17 protein-coding genes are annotated in these 17704 nt (G+C 59.6%); 2 read left to right on the top strand and 15 right to left on the bottom strand.

What is annotated here, in order from left to right; translation table 11 throughout:
* Nucleotides 1–32: 32 nt before the first annotated feature.
* A complete protein-coding gene (locus tag HMPREF1206_RS05295) occupies nt 33–1049 on the bottom strand; it encodes an ankyrin repeat domain-containing protein (RefSeq protein WP_016422326.1) in 1017 nt (338 codons plus the stop codon).
* 12 nt (nt 1050–1061) lie between these two features.
* Nucleotides 1062–2909 (bottom strand): translation elongation factor 4, encoded by a 1848-nt coding sequence (lepA, locus tag HMPREF1206_RS05290; protein WP_042388526.1) that lies wholly within the window; start codon nt 2907–2909, stop codon nt 1062–1064.
* A 162-nt stretch (nt 2910–3071) separates the two neighbouring features.
* Here lepA and HMPREF1206_RS05285 point away from each other — a divergent pair, with 162 nt between their 5' ends.
* Together HMPREF1206_RS05285 and rpsT are read left to right on the top strand one after the other, a co-directional pair.
* Nucleotides 3072–3686: a type II toxin-antitoxin system PemK/MazF family toxin gene (locus HMPREF1206_RS05285; RefSeq protein WP_016422324.1), complete on the top strand. Its 615-nt coding sequence runs from the start codon at nt 3072–3074 to the stop codon at nt 3684–3686.
* Nucleotides 3687–3957: 271 nt separating this feature from the next.
* On the top strand, nt 3958–4224 hold the full coding sequence (gene rpsT, locus HMPREF1206_RS05280) for a 30S ribosomal protein S20 (protein ID WP_016422323.1): 267 nt from the start codon (nt 3958–3960) through the stop codon (nt 4222–4224).
* Nucleotides 4225–4515: 291 nt separating this feature from the next.
* On the opposite strand, the gene holA is transcribed toward rpsT, so the two are convergent.
* The 13 genes from holA to rpmA form a co-directional block, all read right to left on the bottom strand.
* Nucleotides 4516–5574, bottom strand: coding sequence for a DNA polymerase III subunit delta (holA, locus tag HMPREF1206_RS05275; protein WP_005511539.1), 1059 nt, complete (start codon nt 5572–5574; stop codon nt 4516–4518).
* A complete protein-coding gene (locus tag HMPREF1206_RS05270) occupies nt 5571–7547 on the bottom strand; it encodes a ComEC/Rec2 family competence protein (protein ID WP_016422322.1) in 1977 nt (658 codons plus the stop codon). Before HMPREF1206_RS05270 ends, holA begins: the two co-directional genes overlap by 4 nt.
* Nucleotides 7531–8301 carry a ComEA family DNA-binding protein gene (locus tag HMPREF1206_RS05265; protein ID WP_231367180.1) on the bottom strand — a complete coding sequence of 257 codons (771 nt, stop codon included), beginning with the start codon at nt 8299–8301 and terminating at the stop codon, nt 7531–7533. The genes HMPREF1206_RS05270 and HMPREF1206_RS05265 overlap by 17 nt, the downstream gene beginning before the upstream one ends.
* A gap of 126 nt (nt 8302–8427) precedes the next feature.
* Nucleotides 8428–9771, bottom strand: coding sequence for a DegV family protein (locus tag HMPREF1206_RS05260; protein WP_016422320.1), 1344 nt, complete (start codon nt 9769–9771; stop codon nt 8428–8430).
* Nucleotides 9761–10468, bottom strand: a complete 708-nt coding sequence (locus tag HMPREF1206_RS05255; protein WP_016422319.1) for a histidine phosphatase family protein — start codon at nt 10466–10468, stop codon at nt 9761–9763. Before HMPREF1206_RS05255 ends, HMPREF1206_RS05260 begins: the two co-directional genes overlap by 11 nt.
* Nucleotides 10469–10470: 2 nt before the next feature.
* Nucleotides 10471–10929, bottom strand: a complete 459-nt coding sequence (gene rsfS / locus HMPREF1206_RS05250) for a ribosome silencing factor (protein ID WP_005511538.1) — start codon at nt 10927–10929, stop codon at nt 10471–10473.
* Nucleotides 10930–11016: 87 nt separating this feature from the next.
* Nucleotides 11017–11787: a nicotinate-nucleotide adenylyltransferase gene (gene nadD / locus HMPREF1206_RS05245; protein ID WP_016422318.1), complete on the bottom strand. Its 771-nt coding sequence runs from the start codon at nt 11785–11787 to the stop codon at nt 11017–11019.
* Nucleotides 11788–11808: 21 nt separating this feature from the next.
* Nucleotides 11809–13152: a glutamate-5-semialdehyde dehydrogenase gene (locus tag HMPREF1206_RS05240; protein ID WP_231367179.1), complete on the bottom strand. Its 1344-nt coding sequence runs from the start codon at nt 13150–13152 to the stop codon at nt 11809–11811.
* Between the two features lie 14 nt (nt 13153–13166).
* Entirely contained in the window at nt 13167–13319 is a 153-nt protein-coding gene (locus HMPREF1206_RS11205; RefSeq protein WP_016422316.1) for a hypothetical protein, read from the bottom strand.
* Nucleotides 13320–14033 (bottom strand): class E sortase, encoded by a 714-nt coding sequence (locus tag HMPREF1206_RS05230; RefSeq protein WP_016422315.1) that lies wholly within the window; start codon nt 14031–14033, stop codon nt 13320–13322.
* Nucleotides 14034–14207: 174 nt separating this feature from the next.
* Nucleotides 14208–15557: a glutamate 5-kinase gene (gene proB / locus HMPREF1206_RS05225; RefSeq protein ID WP_016422314.1), complete on the bottom strand. Its 1350-nt coding sequence runs from the start codon at nt 15555–15557 to the stop codon at nt 14208–14210.
* A 98-nt stretch (nt 15558–15655) separates the two neighbouring features.
* The gene (gene obgE, locus HMPREF1206_RS05220) at nt 15656–17170 is read right to left on the bottom strand and encodes a GTPase ObgE (RefSeq protein ID WP_016422313.1); all 1515 of its coding nucleotides are present in this window, start codon (nt 17168–17170) and stop codon (nt 15656–15658) included.
* A 257-nt stretch (nt 17171–17427) separates the two neighbouring features.
* Nucleotides 17428–17685 (bottom strand): 50S ribosomal protein L27, encoded by a 258-nt coding sequence (gene rpmA / locus HMPREF1206_RS05215; RefSeq protein ID WP_016422312.1) that lies wholly within the window; start codon nt 17683–17685, stop codon nt 17428–17430.
* Nucleotides 17686–17704: the final 19 nt, after the last annotated feature.

The following is a 17704-nucleotide window of genomic DNA, read 5'->3' as shown; positions in this document are numbered from 1 at the left end:
TTAACACCAAACCGGGGTTAGCTTCTTGGGAGTTAGCGCCGGTACGGGACCTCGCCCAACGCAATCGGCTGCGGGTGCTCTGTAACCCACTCGATTGTCGCCTCCGTCAGCGCATCAATGTCCGCCTCACCAGCTTTGCGCTGCTTTACGACGGCCATGGCATCCTCGGCGGCCCCAACCGTCTCCAGCCAGAAGTCGATCATCTTGGCATAGTCTTCGTCCCAGTTGACGTAGCCCATCTCCAGCGCTTCGTACCCGAGCCGGCCCACGATGCGGATAACTTCGCCCTGCACAGTCGCGGCTGGGCCACCACCCGGCACCAGGTAGTTCCAGAGGTATCGGAACTGGCCGTTGATCGACTTGTCTGCGGGGACAATAATGTCGCTGTGGCCGTCGTGAGGCGTGATTTCCTGCGGGCGGTCAGCACCGATGCGCTCATATAGTCGATCCATGACTGGCTGGTACTTGTCGCGCTGCTTGTCTGACAGGCGGTTGTAGCGGCGACCGAACTTAGTGAACTCTTCGCGAGCTTCGTCGTCGATTTCCGAACCCGCGTCCAGGAGCACCTCGATACTCGCTAGGACTCGACTTAGGGCATCGGTATCGGCGGTAGCGACGGCCTCTTTGAACGCTGTCCGGCCGTGACCGAGGCGGTTCTCGCGGTGAAGGTCAGCGCCATTTTCCAACAGCAACGCAATGGCCTTGGGCTGATGGCTCTTCGCTGCCTGGAATAGAGGCCAGTGTTTGCCAGCTTCGATGTCAGCACCGCATTCGAGCAGGACTTTCATCTTGTCGGTATCGCCCCGGCTTGCGTGCTCTGCCAGGGCGGTTTTACCGAAGCGGTTCTCGGTGTTGACGTCGATTCCCTGGTCGATTAGCCAGCGCATGAGCTCCGGCGGGGTGCCACGGAGCGCTAGTGCAGTGTCCTTGCTGTATCCGAAAACTGCGTTGAGTGCGCAAGCGTCATAGACGGCCTTCAGCGCATCCATGTCACCGGCTTCGAGCAGCTCTTCGAAGTCCTCGACCAGTTTCTTCCGCTTCCGTGGCATGCAGTTTCCCCTTTACTTACCGCCCTCATCGGTGGACAGCGCAGCCACGAATGCCTCCTGCGGCACCGAGACCGAACCGATGTTCTTCATGCGCTTCTTACCGGCCTTCTGCTTCTCCAGCAGCTTGCGCTTACGGGAGATGTCACCGCCGTAGCACTTAGCAAGGACGTCCTTGCGCAGTGCACGGATGTTCTCGCGGGCGATAATCTTCGAACCGATTGCGGCCTGAACTGGGACCTCGAACTGCTGGCGAGGGATTAGCTCACGCAGCTTCTTGGTCATCTTGTTGCCGTACCACTGCGCGTTGTCGCGGTGGACGATAGCGGAGAACGCATCGACGGCCTCGCCCTGCAAGAGGATGTCCACCTTGACCAGATCCGCAATCTGCTCGCCGGCGTCTTCGTAGTTCAGCGAAGCATAACCCCTGGTGCGGGACTTCAGCATGTCGAAGAAGTCGAAGATAATCTCGCCCAGCGGCATCTTGTAGCGCAGTTCCACGCGGTCCTCAGACAGGTAGTCCATACCACCCATCTCACCGCGCTTCTGCTGGCACAGCTCCATGGTGGGGCCAACGAACTCGCTTGGCACGACGATGGTGCACTTAACCATCGGCTCGTAAATCTCGCGGAGCTTCCCCTCCGGCCAGTCACTCGGATTGTGAACAGTGACCTCGGTGCCATCCTCAGTGACCACGCGGTAGACAACGTTCGGGGCCGTCGAAATGAGATCCAGGTCGAACTCGCGCTCCAGTCGGGCGCGGGTGATCTCCATGTGCAACAGGCCCAGGAAGCCCCCGCGGAAACCGAATCCGAGGGCCACCGAAGTCTCAGGTTCGAATGTCAACGAAGCGTCGTTAAGCTGGAGCTTTTCCAACGCATCACGCAGGTCAGGATAGTCCTGCTGAGAGATTGGGAACAGACCGGAGTAGACCATCGGCTTTGGCTCTGCGTAGCCTTCCAGCGGCTCCTCCGCCGGTGTGGCGTTCAGCGTGACGGTGTCACCGACCTTGGACTGACGGACATCCTTCACACCGGTGATGAGATAACCGACCTCGCCGACGCCAAGCCCCTTACACTTCTTCGGTTGCGGCGAAACAATGCCAATTTCCAGCAGCTCGTGCTTAGTGCCAGTGGACATCATCTGAATGACTTCACGCGGCTTGAGCTGACCATCAACAACACGGATGTAGGTGACCACACCGCGGTAGGTGTCGTAGACCGAGTCAAAAATCAGCGCACGGGCAGGTGCCTCCGGGTCGCCGACCGGTGCCGGGACGAGCTCACAGACTCGGTCGAGCATCTCCTCAACGCCCTCACCAGTCTTACCCGAAACACGCATGACATCTTCCGGTTCACAGCCGATGATGTGCGCAATTTCCTCCGCGTATTTATCCGGATCCGCGGCTGGAAGGTCAATCTTGTTCAGTACCGGGATGATTTCCAGGTCATTTTCCATGGCCAGGTACAGGTTGGCCAGTGTCTGCGCTTCGATGCCTTGAGCAGCGTCGACCAGCAGAATTGCGCCTTCACACGCCTCCAGCGCACGCGAGACTTCGTAGGTGAAGTCAACGTGACCCGGCGTATCAATCAGGTGCAGGACGATTTCTTCGCCTGCGTGCTTACCTGTGCGCGGAACCCACGGCAGGCGCACGTTCTGAGCCTTAATGGTAATGCCTCGTTCGCGCTCAATATCCATGTTGTCGAGGTACTGATCGCGCATGTCGCGCGCCTCGACAACACCCGAGAGCTGCAGAATTCGGTCCGCCAGGGTGGACTTACCGTGGTCAATGTGCGCAATGATGCAGAAATTTCGAATCCGTGAAGGGTCCGTAAAAGTCTGCTCCGCAAAATTCTTGGTCACGTTGGGTCTACTCCGAAAAATAAAGACGTTATGGGCATTGGGGCGCGGCGTTGGCCGACCCATATGCGCCGGCCTCGAAAACCGACCAGCCGGGCTTAAATACAATCACGCACAATCTTACCTATCGATTCCCTCCGCACTAAACCTCTAGACTTAGATTCCATGAGCTCCACTTCGTCCACCGATCAAAATGAACGCGAAAGCTGGCCGCGGCGCCTGCGTAATCGCATCAGCGCGCGTCTTTTCGCCGGTACCGAGTGGTTCCGCGGCCCCGACACACTCGATGAGGCGCTGTTTAAGCTCAACACGCAACTTGGGCTCGCTCAGGACACCTCGCTTTCCGACGAGTCCAAGGAGGCCCTACTTCGCCTGCGAGACCCGGTGACCATCGCGCGTCCAACCGCGGAGCTGGCCCGTACAATCGTCTACAGTCCCGACATGGATGGTCAGGCCGACCCCGGCGAAGTGGTATGGATTCCGCTGCAGCTCGAAGGTGAAAATGCCGCTTTGCGTGAGCGCGCTGTGGTCGTGGTTGGTCGCCACGACCAGTATCTTCTGGGCATGCTCATCTCCACCCGCACCGAGCACAGTGAGCACCCGGAGTGGCTATTTATTGGCAGCGGATTCTGGAATGAAGACCCCCAGCCATCGTGGGTTCGCATGGACCGCATCTTGCTCATCCCGGAATCGGGCATTCGCCGCGCAGGCGCAATGATGCCCCGCAGGCGCTTCGAGCTCATCGCCGCCCGACTTCGCGGTGACTATGGCTGGAATTAGCCGAAGCTGGAATTAGGCAGCGGCTGGTATTAGGCAGCGCTGTTTGCTAAGATTCTGCAAGTTGTTTACCGTTGCGTTCCTTTTCGGCGAGCGCGGGCAGGACCTTGGGTTCGCGTTTTCATCGTCGTATAAGCGCAGTGGGTGGTTTTAACTCGCTGGTTAATTAGTTTGACCAGCAGAGGTTCGACCCGAAATTTGCACTGTGATCAGGACTTTTCTTGGTGGCGGACGGTAGCAATTCCAACTACTACGGGTACAAGAGGTATTCACGATGGCAAACATCAAGTCCCAGATCAAGCGCAACAAGACCAACGAGAAGGCTCGCCTGCGTAACCAGGCTATCCGCTCTGCAGTCCGCACCGAGATCCGCAAGTTCCAGGCTGCTGTTGAGGCTGGCGACAAGGCTGCTGCTGAGGCTCAGCTGCGCGTTGCTTCCCGCAAGCTGGACAAGGCTGTCACCAAGGGCGTCTTCCACCGCAACACTGCGGCTAACAAGAAGTCCGGTATGGCTAAGGCTTTCAACAAGCTGGAGGGCTAATTCCCCTTTCGGCGCTGTGCTGATTCTGCGCTGCGCTTGCGCCGTGCTAGCGCTGCTTTTGCCGCGCTTGTGCCGTGAAATTAACCGCTTCCTGCTATTTTCCGATTTCTTTTCGGATGTGGCGGGAGGCGGTTTTTATTATTTAACCCCAACGCGAGTTAGTGGCTGCGTTTATGGCTGGCGGCGGTGGGGCGATGCGAGTTACTGACTACGTTTATGACAAAAATGGCCTGAAAAATGGCTTGAAAGTGTCATAAACTCACACAGTTTCACATTTGCAGCCCGTAAATTTTAACGCCGATGGGACGAATGGGCCAGCTCCGCGATACGAAGCACCGACTGTTCCAGCGATAGTTCCGGCGTCGATGAGGCTCCCTTGGTGTCTGCATCCAGCTGTGCCGCGACAACCACAGCGCGAGCAACCGCCGGGGTTGACCAGGCAGATGCCAACCGCTGAGTTTTCTCCAACTTCCACGGCGGCATGCCATAGCGGTGGGCATCTCTACGCGCATTGACACCACGTGCACCGTGGAGCCGAGCTACATCACCAACCATTCCCGTGATTGCAGCCGACAGCAGTGCCGGTGCCATGCCCAGCTGCAAGGCACGGCGCATCTTGGCCAACGCTTCCCCACCCCGGCCGCGCAGTGCGAGCTCGGCAATCTCAAAGCCCGAAACCTCCGCCGAAGCACCGTAGTAGGTGCGCACTGCTTCCGAGGTGACCTTGCCCGCGGTGTCTGCACAGAGCTGGGAAATAGCGGTGGCTAGTTCGCGGAGGTCTGAACCGACCGCATCCAGGACGGTATCGATGACGTCGCGACGCACCTTAACCCCGTGTGAGGCGAATTCTTCGCCAACAAAACCGGGCAAGTCGTTTCGCTTGAGCGGTTGAGCTTCGAAAAAGCGGACCCCCAACTTGCGCAGGTCAGCGACCATCTTTTTCTGACGCCCCTCACCGCTGTGAAGGAGAATCAACGTGATGCCCGGCGCGGGATCCTTAACCGAATCCATCAACAGCTTGGCAGGCTCTTTGCCGGCGTCTTGGCAGTCGGTGACAACCACGATCCGGTCATCTCCAAACAACGAAGGGCTGAAGAGCTCCACGGCATCGACAGTGGTCATGTCCCCTGCGCGGATGGTGGTCACAGGCACCGAGCGTCCACCCGGATCGGACTCCGTTGCTGCCTGCGCGCGGACGGCAGCGACAATGGCGAGGCGGGCGCGGTCTTTCAGCAGCTCCTCTTTGCCCACAATCAAATTCACGGGTGCGACGGCGCTCAATCCCGACCTCTTTTCCGCGTTAATTCCTGCGACTGTTGTTTCTAGCCTACGGGACAGCCCGGATTTCACCTTCCTCGCCAGACTTCACCATTGGAATACAGGGCTTGCGGCCCATCTCGCTGCGGGCACACCACAGGAATCTGCTCGGGTGTCATTACGGTTTCTCGCACGCGCGGACCACACTCGCGGGCGATAAACCACTGGGGTGAGCGGTGCGATTGGAGCGGTTGGCCGCTCACGGATTCAGCGATGTACGACGGGGACTCCACCGCCACGGTTTCTGTCGTGGGGTTATTGGTGGTGTCATCGAGCACCTGGACGTACCCCGCCTCTTCCTCGGTGAGTCCGAGGGCAATTCGGCACTGCCGGCTGATCGGAGTCGGTGCAGGCTGATTAACAGATGCAACATGGTTGGCGGGTTCTCCAACAGCGCCCGCGTGAATGAGAACAATCTGGTTCTTCTCCGCACAGGCTGCAAGCTTCCACCCCTGTGGGGCATGCGCAATGTCGAAACCGAACACCCAAATAACGGCATAACTACCGGCTGCCAAGACAGCAGCGAAGGCCCCAGCGCGGAGCGCAAGACGGGGCCACGCCCAGAGCGTCGTCAAGCATGTGAGTGCGAGCGTGCAGGAGACGACCAACGTGACCGCCCCAGTGGCGGGCGCGACGATTCCTGCAGTGAGACGTGCGACCTGATGAATCCACCATGCGCACGGCGCGGCACACCAGAGCAACGCACTGACCAGCCAATTGAGATGCAGTGCGGCCGCAACGGCAGCGAGCGAACCGGCGATAGTAACCGGTGCGACGGCGGGCGCGGCGAGGAGATTGGCAAGCAGTGAGACATGACTAATTTCGCCGATGAGAAGCGCCAATACGGGCATGGTGACCACGTGCGCGGCAATCGACACGGCGACGGCGCGGACTACTGGGGCGGGCCAGGTCCCCATAACGGTGGCGGCGGACAGGCGTCTGGCAAGGGGCTCGGTAAGAAGGACTAACCCGGCGGTGGCTGCGACCGAGAGGGCGAAGCCCACTGATACCGATAGGTCGGGTGCCAGGAGAATCAACCCGATAATGCCAGCCGACAGCGCCGCGATGGCCTGGCCAGCTCGTCCTACGAGAATCGCCAACAGCCCAATGCAGCCGGTGACCACTGCGCGTAGCACTGACGGTTCGGTGCCCACAATTGCTACAAAGCCATATAGAGCAAATGCGGCGACTGCGACTCGCACCCGCGGTCCAGCCCACGAGAACACGGCTACAACAGCCCCGATAACAAGCGCAACGTTCGCTCCAGAGACTGCTGATAGATGTGAAAGCCCAGAGGCAGTCATCATGTCGCCGTCGTTGAGGCTAAAGCCGCGCTCATCGCCGATGGCCATGGCGGGAATCAGGCGGTCGGGACCAACGGGAAGATTCTGCGCCGAGTCAAAGAGCTGCTGGCGCACCTGAGCTGCCAGCCCCTGCGGTGGCGCGATGACCTCAACATCGCCACGCAGATTCAGCTGGATACCACTAATGCAGGGTTTGCTGGCCACACGTATACCGGCTGTGGATTCAACTACGGCATCTCTCGTGACCGCCAACAGTGACTCGTCTCCAAAAACCGACACCTGCCCCGGAAGGCCCTCGATGCGGGCCTTCGCGCTGGCCCCGAACTCGGTTGCTTTCGGCTCGGTGACGAGGCGCAATTGCACTTTCGCCATCCCACCAATGTCCTCATAGAGCTCGTGGGCTCGGGCGCGCGCTATGCGGATTCGGGTGGCCACCGCAACACTGGCCACCGCCACAGCTGGCACCCCGATAGTGGCGATTACTCGCCAGCCGGAGGTCACCGCACCTCTGCCCCATCGCCACGACCAACGCTGCCACGCCCACGGCAACACCACCGCAGTCACAATCGCGCACGGTGCCACAACTATCGCCCATTCTGGGCGCATGATCACTGCCACCGCAGTCGCCCACGCCAGCACCGCTGCTGGCACTAGCCGCACATCGAGCCCAGCACGAGCGCGCAGGTCAGACGGTGGCGGCATCGCGCAGAGCCTCTACCTTCGCCGGGCCGATTCCCGGAACCTCCTCAAGTGCGTCGATACTCGCAAAAGGCCCGTTCTTTTCGCGAAAGTCAATGATTTTGGTCGCTGTTGCGGGTCCAATTCCGGGCAATTCCTCCAGCTGCGTAGCAGTGGCGGTGTTGATGTTGATTTTGCCGTCAGAGCCGCTCGGATCGGCCATGCCCGCAGCACCGGCGCCAGAACCGCCAGAAACATCGGAACCACCCTCCGCCGTTCCTGCTGGCAGCGCCTCTGTCCCGACCACAATCTGTTGACCATCTACCAATGGCGCCGCCAGGTTCACGCTGGCGGGATTAGCCTCCGGCAAAAGCCCACCCGCACGCTCAATTGCCTCCACCACCCGCGCGTTCGCTGGCACCTCCACCACACCAGGATTCACAACCAACCCCACCACCGACACGATCAACGGCCCCGCCTGTGTCTGAGCGTTAGTCTCCTTTCCCGGAACGCCAGGCGCCTCCGCTGGGGTTTCGGTCGTCTCTGGTGGCGTCCCCGCGACAGCCGCGTCCTGCACCGCAGGCATCTCTACCTGTGGCGTCGACGGCCACACCACCGCAGCGATTGCTCCAACAGCCAACACCGCAATCACAAGGCACGCAGCCATCGCCACCCGCGGCGTCACCACCGCCCGGCGCGTGGAAAAGTCCACCGCCATGCGCTTGTCTTGATCAATCGGTTCCAGATAGTCCGCCAGCCGATTCCGCAAATTCGTCACGATGCGCACACTAGCGCCCCGCCCCACATGCCACCTCGACGAAAGCACTCATCGAGGCGCCATCTGTGGATAAAAATTGGCCTGTGGGGGTTATCCACAGGCCACATCATCTTCGCAGTTCAGCAACTACTTCTTCTTCTCGTCGCCGTCATCATCACGCTTGTTGCTTGACGACGACTCCCGCGATTTCTCCCCTTCGGTGCCAAATACAGCTCCCTCGGGATCGGACTTATCGCGCAGCGCCAAATCAGAGATAGCCTTCGCCAGACGCTCAGCTTTATCCAGAGCTGCTTGGCGATTCTCACTCCACGTTGGCAATTTAGAAACCGCCGTGGTGAAAAGCGGAATTCCCTGTTCATTAGTCACTACTGTGCGATGGATTCGTTTACTGCGGTTGCGACTGGCAGCCGGATTCTCAACTACCTTCACCGCAGCCTGATCGGTGATCGGCTCACCTGGGTCTGTGGTGCCAGCGTTTTCAGCCGAACCGTCCGTGTCAGCAGAGTCACCGGAATTGTCTATGTTCCCGGAATCGTCGTCTACCGCGTCTGCAGCCACAGCATCAACAGCAGGCGCGTCACTCTCCTCCACACTGTGGAGCAGCGCTGTCACGCCCATCTCTGTTTCAAAATCCATGGCATTCGAATCAATCGAGCCACCGGAGACCATGCCAACTGCATAGGCTCCCTGCCCGACATGAGCGGTAAGAGACTCCGGCAAATCCAGGATTCTAAACCGGGTATCGTCGGGTAGCTCTTCGGCAAGCATGGCCTGGAGCTCGTGAACGTCGTCAAGCGCATCGGAATGATGCAGCAATACCGCAGGCGGACGGTTCGCCGATGACGCGGTCCGCACCATCTTCGTGGCAAAATCCACCATGCGCTGCTTGACCTTCGCCTCTGTACGGCACTTGGCGACCAGCGCTAGTGAGCCATCTTTGATGCCGACGATGGGCTTGATAGCGAGAGCCGTAGAAAGCATCGCTTGGCCCGCGGAGATGCGACCGCCACGGCGCAGCGAATCAAGCTTTGGTACAAACAACCAGAGTCGATAGCGCTGCAGCACATCACGAGCTACATCGGCAACCTCATCACGACTGGCCCCGGCCCTCGCAGCCTTGGCCGCCGCGATGGCAGCGGCACCGACTCCGGCTCCGACGGTGTCGGTATCGATGACGGTCACACGGTCCAGCGCACCAGCAGCGGTGACAGCGTTAGACCAGGTAGCGGACATTCCCTTGCCAAGATGCAGGGCGACAACGCCAGCGTCAGAACCATCCTTGTTGGAGCGTTCCAGCGCACGCGCATATGCGGCGCACAGCTTCAGTGGACTGACTGCCGACGTGGTGACGTCGTCTTCATTGATGTCATGGCCGATGGGAACCACGGTGATGTCGAGCTTGCGGGCAACCTCAGGCATCAGGCACGCGGTGTCATCGACAACAATGCGAACGCGACCGTCACCGGGCATGGCGGCCTCCTGAAGAATCAGAAACCTGCGGCTCCCGCTCACGGACCTTCGCGTTAAAAGCATTCAGGTACCAGGAGGTCTCACCATTGACGCGCGTGCGCTGCTCCATTTCGACCCACGCAGTGTTGCCCAGGCCGTTGAACGTGCTGAAGTAGTCGCGCGGCATCTGCAGTAGGGCTGCGGTAGCGGCAGCAATGGCACCACCGTGGGACACGAGCACAAAGGTATCCGACTCCCAATCGGGGTTGGCCGCTAGCTCAGCAATGACCGCCAGCATTCGGTTGGAGACCTCAAAGCGGGTCTCGCCACCCTTGGGTGCCCAGTTGAGATTATGGCGCCAGTGGTCACGCATACCGGGAAACGCGGAGTCAATCTCGTCGTAGGTACGCTCTTGCCATTCACCGAGGTTGGTCTCACGCAGGCGCTTATCAAAACTCAACTCTGCACCGGTGGCCTCAGCTAGCGCACGGGCGGTGTCGGCTGCCCGGGTCAGGTCGGAGGACACGATTTTTGTGATTCGCGGTTCAGCCTCCGCCAGGTACTGCGCCGCAGTACGGGCTTGCTCGCGACCAACGTCGGAAAGCTGCGTGTCCAGCTGTCCCTGAATGCGGCCAGTAGCGTTATACGACGTCTGCCCGTGCCGCAGCATAATCAGGCGACGTCGAGCGGCAACATGTGCCTCGCGTGAGCCCGCCACAATTAAAACTCGTCCGTGTCCGGGTTTTCGGCAGCCAGCGGAATCTCGTCGATGGAACGAGCATTGCGGGCGGAATCTTCGCCGTCCTCGTTGCTCGGCTGCTCGATGCCCTCGACCTCGATGCGCGGGCAATCGCGCCACAGTCGATCCAGGCCGTAGAAGTCGCGTTCTTCACTGCGGAAGACATGCACGACAATGTCGCCGTAATCCAGCAGCGCCCAACGTCCCTCACGGACACCTTCGCGGCGAACCGGCTTTGCGCCGAGGTCACGCAGATCGTCCTCAATTTCGTCGACGATTGCGGCAACCAGACGCTCATTGTCAGCACTGACCAGGACGAATGCGTCCGTAATCACCACCGGGCCAGAGACATCGAGAACAACGACGTCCTCACCCTTTTTGCTATCGGCGGCCTTCGCCGCGGCGGTCGCCAGCTCAATGGCGCGTGGTTGTGCAGTCACGAAAGACTTCAGCTCCTTGTGATTAAAAGTCGTGAAAAACAGCGTTTGTACTTGTAACTTACCGTCTCAGCGGGATTTTGCTAACTTTCAGTCCGCGGTATCGGACTTCGCATCCACCGATGCCGCATCCACCGACGCCGCACCCTCGGAGGTCGAGTTCACCGATGCGGGCCCCACAGAACCAACCGTGCCCTCAGCAGACTGGTACAGACCACGCTTAGCGATGTACTGCACCACGCCATCCGGCACCAAGTACCAAACAGGGCGTCCTGCCTCCGCACGCTTTCGACAATCGGTAGAAGAAATAGCCATCGCGGGAATCTCGATGAGGTGCAACCGTGAAGCGTCGATTCCTTCCAGGTCCTCTGCCCGCAGGTGAACCCCTGGACGAGTGACACCGACGAACGTTGCTGCGTCGAACATCTCCTCCCAGTCCCGCCACGTCATAATCTTCTGCAGCGCATCGGCACCGGTAATGAAGAACAGATCCGCGTTGGGATAGATGACCTTCAAATCCCGCAGCGTATCGACGGTATAGGTCGCACCCGGCCGGTCAATATCAACCCGCGAAACCGAAAACTGTGGGTTCGACGCGGTGGCAATGACCGTCATCAGGTAGCGGTCTTCGCTGTGAGAGACCTTCCGGCCGCGCTTTTGCCACGGTTCACCCGTGGGCACGAAAAGCACAAAGTCAAGGTCGAAACGGTCTGCCACCTCGCTGGCGGCAACCAGGTGACCATTGTGGATGGGATCAAAAGTGCCACCCATTACGCCAATGCGCTGCCGGGGCGCGTCCGCCGACTTCGCTGTCAACGCGGCGTGTACTCGCGACCGCACACTTTTCTTGCGCTTAATCATGACTGGCACTTTACCTGGGCACTACGGACGAGTCTGTCCACGACCAGCCAGAACCCACTTGCTGCTGGTCAGCTCCGGCAGCCCCATGGGCCCACGGGCGTGCAGTTTCTGAGTGGAAATACCAATCTCTGCGCCGAAACCGTACTGCTCACCATCGGTGAATGCAGTGGAGGCATTGACGCTGACGGCAGCAGCATCAACACGGTCGACGAACTCCTGGCACACGCCCCAGTCACGTGCAGAGATAGCTTCCGTGTGGCCCGAGGAGTACTCAGTGATGTGATTCGTCGCGGCCACCACACCGTCGACGATGCGCGCTGCAATGTCTAGCGAGAGGTACTCATCCGACCAGTCTTCTTCCGTCGCAGGAATGACCTCACCAGTCCACCCAGAGGCCGCCAGATTATCGACATCGCCGTGGACCGCAACGCCAGCGTCGGCAAGCGCGTCCAAAATGCGGACCTGATCCTGCGCGGACAGCGCCGAGTCAATGAGAACCGTTTCAGTGGCGTTACAGACGCTCGGACGGCGGGTCTTGCCGTTAATCATCAGCGCAATCGCCTCGTCGATATCGGCGGAAGCATCGATGTAGATGTGGCAGTTACCGGTACCGGTCTCAATGGTCGGCACCGTTGCCTTCGTCACGACGGCCTCAATCAGACCGGCACCGCCGCGCGGAATCACTACGTCAACCAGGCCGCGGGCAGTGATGAGATCTTGCACGGAATCGTGGGTCTCACACGGCAGCAGCTGAACAAGGTCCTCCGGTGCATCGTGGTTGGCCAGCACCTCACGCAAAACCGCGACCAGCTGCGTGTTGGAGTGGACGGCCGACTTGGAGCCGCGCAGCAAGGCCACGTTGCCCGACTTCAGCGCCAGACCAAAGGCATCGACAGTAACGTTCGGGCGAGCCTCGTAGACCATGCCCATCACGCCCAGCGGAACGCTGACCTGGGAAAGCTTAATGCCGTTAGGAAGAGTGCTGCCCCGCAGCACCTCGCCTACCGGATCCGGCAGGGCCGCAACCTGGCGCAGCCCACCGGCAATACCCTCAACACGATCGGAGTCAAGACGCAGGCGATCCAGCAGGGAGTCACTAAAACCACGGGCCTTACCGGCCTCGATGTCCTTGGCGTTGGCTACCAGAATCTCTTCAGTACGGGCGACCAGCGCATCTGCTGCGGCCAGCAGGAGCTCGTTCTTGCGTGCCGACGTAAAGCGAGCCAGCTCTCCCGCGACAGCCTTGGCACGCTGTGCCTTATCTAAAACCTCGGCGCGCTCAGCAGCACGCTCCGGACTAAGAGCCGAATCCTCGGCAATGCCCTGTTGATTGGTGTTAGCAGTTTCGTTCGTTTGAGCAGTCATGCCTACCAGCATAACTAGAGTGAGACATCATTTGAGGGAATTAGCTCAGCAACCCAAGGAAAGATGTAATTCATCAACAGCAGGAACACGATGACGGCAATCACGATGGTGATGATCGCTTTCACCCACCACGGACCCGGCAGGGATCGCCAAAAAGCTGCGTACATCTAGTTGACCTCCTTGGTCTCAACACCGGCGAGAACCGCGTGAATAATGAGCCGATGAGTGTTGTCCCACTGCGGATGGCAGGTAGTCAGCGTAAGTAGAGTCGCGTTACCGACCGGATTGAGGACATCGGCGCGGTCTGGAGTGACAATGTGCTGGCCGGGAATCTCGGGGACGTTAGTTCCTTCTGGCACGCAGTCGAAGCTTTCCCCTGCGCCAGCCATACCGTCGACCGGTAATACCTTGTAGCGGTAAATAGCATCACGCGTCTCTACAGTGATGTCATCGCACGTCTGCAGGCGGTCAATGTTGTCAAAGGGAGCTCCGTGGCCGTCACGATGGGCGGCATAAGAACTGTTGCCCACCTGCCCCGGAAGGGCTGTGCTCGGATAATGGCCGGGGCCACCGCGCAAAACTTCCTGAGAGACACCTTCGAATACGACCAAATCGCTAAAACCGGCCTTTGGAGCGGAAATCATCGCCACCGCAGAGCCAGGCACCCAAGAGCCCTCAACAGCTGGCTCCGTGCCTTCTGGCGCCTGAGCTGAGGCCGATGCCGGTGCGGACCATGCCTGCTGCAGCTCATCACGAGCCTGCTGCTGAGCTTTCCCGGTTTCAAGACCAGACCAGTACAGCAGATAAAAGGCGAAGAGCGCCACCATCACTCCAGCGGTCAAGAGCAACTCGCCGATGACGCCAATAATTTTCGATAACACACTTAGGATTATGCCCGAAAGTTCCTCATCCAGGCAGTCCGCGCTCAGGCACTCCTCCCCCAGCCAGTCCGCACTCAGCTAGTCCCCACTCAGCCGGTCTTTGCCGAGGCACCTCTGTCCGGGCGCGCCCAGGTGCGCGTCTTTAAGCGCTGCAGCTCTCAGCGCAACGCTCTCCTAAGCGCGGGAGGCGAAATCCGACAGGTAGTCGGCATGGACGACAGGCTTCTGCATGTCATTCGGCAATTCCTCGGTGTGGTAGCCGATCATGCCCAGCAGTTCTTCAGAGTCATAGTTGACCTCGCCGCGGCCGATGACCTCACCGCTCGGGCCAATCAGGTCGACGATGTCACCAGCGGAGAACTCACCGTCAACCGAGGTGATACCGACCGGGAGCAGCGACTTGCGCATGCGGGTCACAGCGTCGACCGCGCCGGCATCCAGGCGAAGCAGGCCCGAGCTATCCGCTGCGTAGAGCATCCAGAACTTCCAGGCGCTCAAGCGGTTGTCCTTCGCGGCGAAAGCGGTTCCCACATCTGCCTGGTCCAGTGCTCGCTCAATGTTGGACGCCGAAGTCAGCAGCACCGGCACCCCAGCACGCGAAGCCAGGCGTGCGGCAGACACCTTCGAGGCCATTCCACCGGTGCCCAATGCCCCACCGTCACCGGCGATAACACCACGCAAGTCGTTACCGCTGCGCACCTCTGGCACAAAGGTTGCACCTGGATCGGCCGGGTTGCGGTCGTAGAGGCCGTCGACGTCGGAAAGCAGAATCAGTGCATCGCAGTACGCCAGGTGACTGACCAGGGCGGCCAGGCGGTCGTTGTCGCCGAAGCGGAACTCCGAGGTCGCTACCGTGTCATTTTCGTTGACAATTGGCACTGCACCCAGCTGGCGCAGGCGGTCGATAGTGCGCTGAGCGTTGCGGGCACGCGAACGCACACCTGCATCGTCCGAGGTCAAAAGCACCTGCGCAGAAGTGCGGCCATAGCGCAGGAAGGAGCGTCCCCACTCCTGTGCCAGGCGCACCTGCCCCACCGCTGCAGCCGCCTGCTTGGTCGCCAAATCAGTGGGACGCGAAGTCAGCCCCAGCGGCCCCATTCCGGATGCCACCGCGCCGGAGGACACGACAATGACATCGCTAAAGCCCATACGCTTTTCCAGGGCATCGGCAATGAAGTCGATGCGTTCGGGATCGGTACGACCGTCAGATCCGGTCAACGAGGAAGAACCAATCTTCACCACGACACGCTTCGCGGTCCGAATTGCCTCACGAGTCTCGGAATCGAAACCGCCTTTGGTTCCCGGAGATAAATTCTCAGTCGCCTTTTCAATCTCAGCGACGGTGGACTCAGGATTGTTGTGAAGCAGCTCGTCGACCTCCTCACGGGAAATCGGCGCGTCCGATTCAGACTTCGGCGCGGTAGCTACCGGGGCATCTAATGCATCTGCTCCAGTGACGTCAACATCGTTGGCAACGGTGTCGGAAGGGATAACTGACTCACTCATTTCACTAATGGAAAACATGACGGTCTAATGTAATTCTGACTATATAATTGTTTAAACAATTAATGGCAAAATGCAAGTTTGAAGTCTTCGCTTGCCGACGACGCTGGCGCCCGCGACTATGAGTACCGGTCGCGAATAGCCTCTTCGCCATCTCCGAAATCGTACTCGTCAATCAGACCACGGCGGGCCTGCGATGCACGCTTACGCTGCTCGGCGCTAGTGCGCTCGTTGACGTAGAGACGATCGTCGGTACCACGGCCACTCGGAACGAAGTCATCGGTGCCCGCGACCTGCTGCGGGTACCACTCGAAGGTGAGATAGGAAATCGTCACCGGGCAGCCAACCGTTGCCCCAGCCTTTGCCAGGGCATCTTCTACACCAAGCTTGGCCAGGCGGTCAGCCAAGTAGCCGACTGCCTCGTCGTTTTCGAAGTCCGTCTGGTTAATCCAGCGTTCCGGCTTACGGCCACGCACAATGAACCCATCTGGGGTATTCGGATCGCGCTCGATGGTGAAGTCCGCGCCTTCGTGCTTCTTGCCACGCACACCTTCCGGACGGATGACCGCACGGGGCTCCTGCTCTGTTGGCAACGGATGCGCCTTGCGGTAGGCGGCAATCTGATCCTTCAGGCCGTAGGTCAGCTCCTTGAGTCCCTCGTGCGTCACCGTAGAGATCTCATAAATCGGCCAGCCGAACTTCTCCAGCTCCTCGCGCTGCATGTCAATCATTTCGCGAGCATCGGGCAGGTCAATCTTGTTCAGCACGATGACGCGCGGACGCTCTGCGAGATCCCCAAGCCCCACGTCGGCCTTCAGCACCGACTGGTAGTTGGCGAGTTCCGTCTCCAACGCCTTGATGTCAGAGACCGGATCGCGGTCGCCCTCCAGCGCAGCAGCGTCAACCACATGAACCAGCACAGCGCAGCGCTCAATGTGACGCAGGAAGTCCAACCCAAGACCTCGGCCTTCAGATGCCCCCGGGATAAGACCCGGCACATCTGCGATGGTGAAGGACTCGTAGCCAACGTTGACTACACCCAGGTTCGGCTGCAGCGTGGTAAATGGGTAGTCACCAATCTTCGGCTTAGCAGCGCTCATGGTGCTGACCAGCGAGGACTTTCCGGCTGACGGGAAGCCCACCAGTCCAACGTCTGCCATGGATTTGAGCTCCAAGACAAGATCCTTGGCCTCACCCGGCTCACCGAGGAGAGCGAAGCCCGGCGCACGGCGGTTCTTGTTCGCCAGCGCTGCGTTGCCCAGGCCACCGTAACCGCCCTCAGCGGCAATGAAGCGGGCACCCTTACCTGTCATGTCCGCGAGCACTTCCCCATCCTCGGTCATGACAACCGTGCCCTCCGGCACTCCGAGAACCAGGTCCTCACCACGAGCACCGTTGCGGTGATCGCCCGCGCCCGGCTTACCGTTGGCAGCCTTGATATGGGGGTGGAAGTGGAAGTCCATCAGAGTGTGAATCTGCGGGTCGACGACCAGCACAATGTCGCCACCGTGGCCGCCGTTACCGCCATCGGGACCGCCGAGTGGCTTGAACTTTTCACGCAGCACCGAGTTACAGCCGTGACCACCGTCGCCGGCCTGCAAATGCAGTACGACACGATCTACAAAACGAGACATAAAATCACACACACTTCCGAGCGGAGAGCCATCATCTAGTGCCTGGAGTAATGCCCTAATTTAAGCGAGCCGACGGGCAGAAGTCTAGGCGGTAACAAAACGCTGCCTCGCAACCTAAAAGCGCGAAACAGTACATAAACAACAAAAGAGCCGATTACCTTTCGCAGTGGGAAAGGAATCGGCTCTTCTGCAAGGCAGTTAAACCTGCCTCAAATTCAACGTTGCAGTAATCCTATGTGGACAACCGAGGGTTGTTCTTAGGAGTTATTCTCAACGATGCTGACAATGCGGCGGTTACGGCGGGTACCGAACTCGACTGCGCCTGCCTTCAGAGCGAAGAGAGTGTCGTCGCCGCCACGGCCAACGTTCTCACCCGGGTGGAACGAGGTACCGCGCTGACGAACGAGAATCTCGCCTGCCTTAACCTGCTGGCCGCCGAAGCGCTTCACGCCGAGGCGCTTAGCTTCGGAGTCGCGGCCGTTGCTGGTGCTGGATGCACCCTTCTTAGTAGCCATGATTTTCTCCTAGGGAAAA

The organism is Corynebacterium sp. HFH0082, from assembly GCF_000411235.1.
Lineage (GTDB): Bacteria > Actinomycetota > Actinomycetes > Mycobacteriales > Mycobacteriaceae > Corynebacterium > Corynebacterium jeikeium_D.
The sequence above is the reverse complement of the archived record's forward strand: the minus strand, read 5'-3'. Positions and strand labels throughout refer to the sequence as shown.

Bases quoted from the DNA above. Each gene is read 5' to 3' on its own strand.
- HMPREF1206_RS05295 (WP_016422326.1), bottom strand. From the start codon at position 1,049: ATGCCACGGAAGCGGAAGAAACTGGTCGAGGACTTCGAAGAGCTGCTC.
- HMPREF1206_RS05285 (WP_016422324.1), top strand. From the start codon at position 3,072: ATGAGCTCCACTTCGTCCACCGATCAAAATGAACGCGAAAGCTGGCCG.
- rpsT (WP_016422323.1), top strand. From the start codon at position 3,958: ATGGCAAACATCAAGTCCCAGATCAAGCGCAACAAGACCAACGAGAAG.
- HMPREF1206_RS05270 (WP_016422322.1), bottom strand. From the start codon at position 7,547: ATGCCGCCACCGTCTGACCTGCGCGCTCGTGCTGGGCTCGATGTGCGG.
- HMPREF1206_RS05260 (WP_016422320.1), bottom strand. From the start codon at position 9,771: ATGCCCGGTGACGGTCGCGTTCGCATTGTTGTCGATGACACCGCGTGC.
- nadD (WP_016422318.1), bottom strand. From the start codon at position 11,787: ATGATTAAGCGCAAGAAAAGTGTGCGGTCGCGAGTACACGCCGCGTTG.
- HMPREF1206_RS05240 (WP_231367179.1), bottom strand. From the start codon at position 13,152: ATGACTGCTCAAACGAACGAAACTGCTAACACCAATCAACAGGGCATT.
- HMPREF1206_RS11205 (WP_016422316.1), bottom strand. From the start codon at position 13,319: ATGTACGCAGCTTTTTGGCGATCCCTGCCGGGTCCGTGGTGGGTGAAA.
- proB (WP_016422314.1), bottom strand. From the start codon at position 15,557: ATGTTTTCCATTAGTGAAATGAGTGAGTCAGTTATCCCTTCCGACACC.
- obgE (WP_016422313.1), bottom strand. From the start codon at position 17,170: ATGTCTCGTTTTGTAGATCGTGTCGTACTGCATTTGCAGGCCGGCGAC.
- rpmA (WP_016422312.1), bottom strand. From the start codon at position 17,685: ATGGCTACTAAGAAGGGTGCATCCAGCACCAGCAACGGCCGCGACTCC.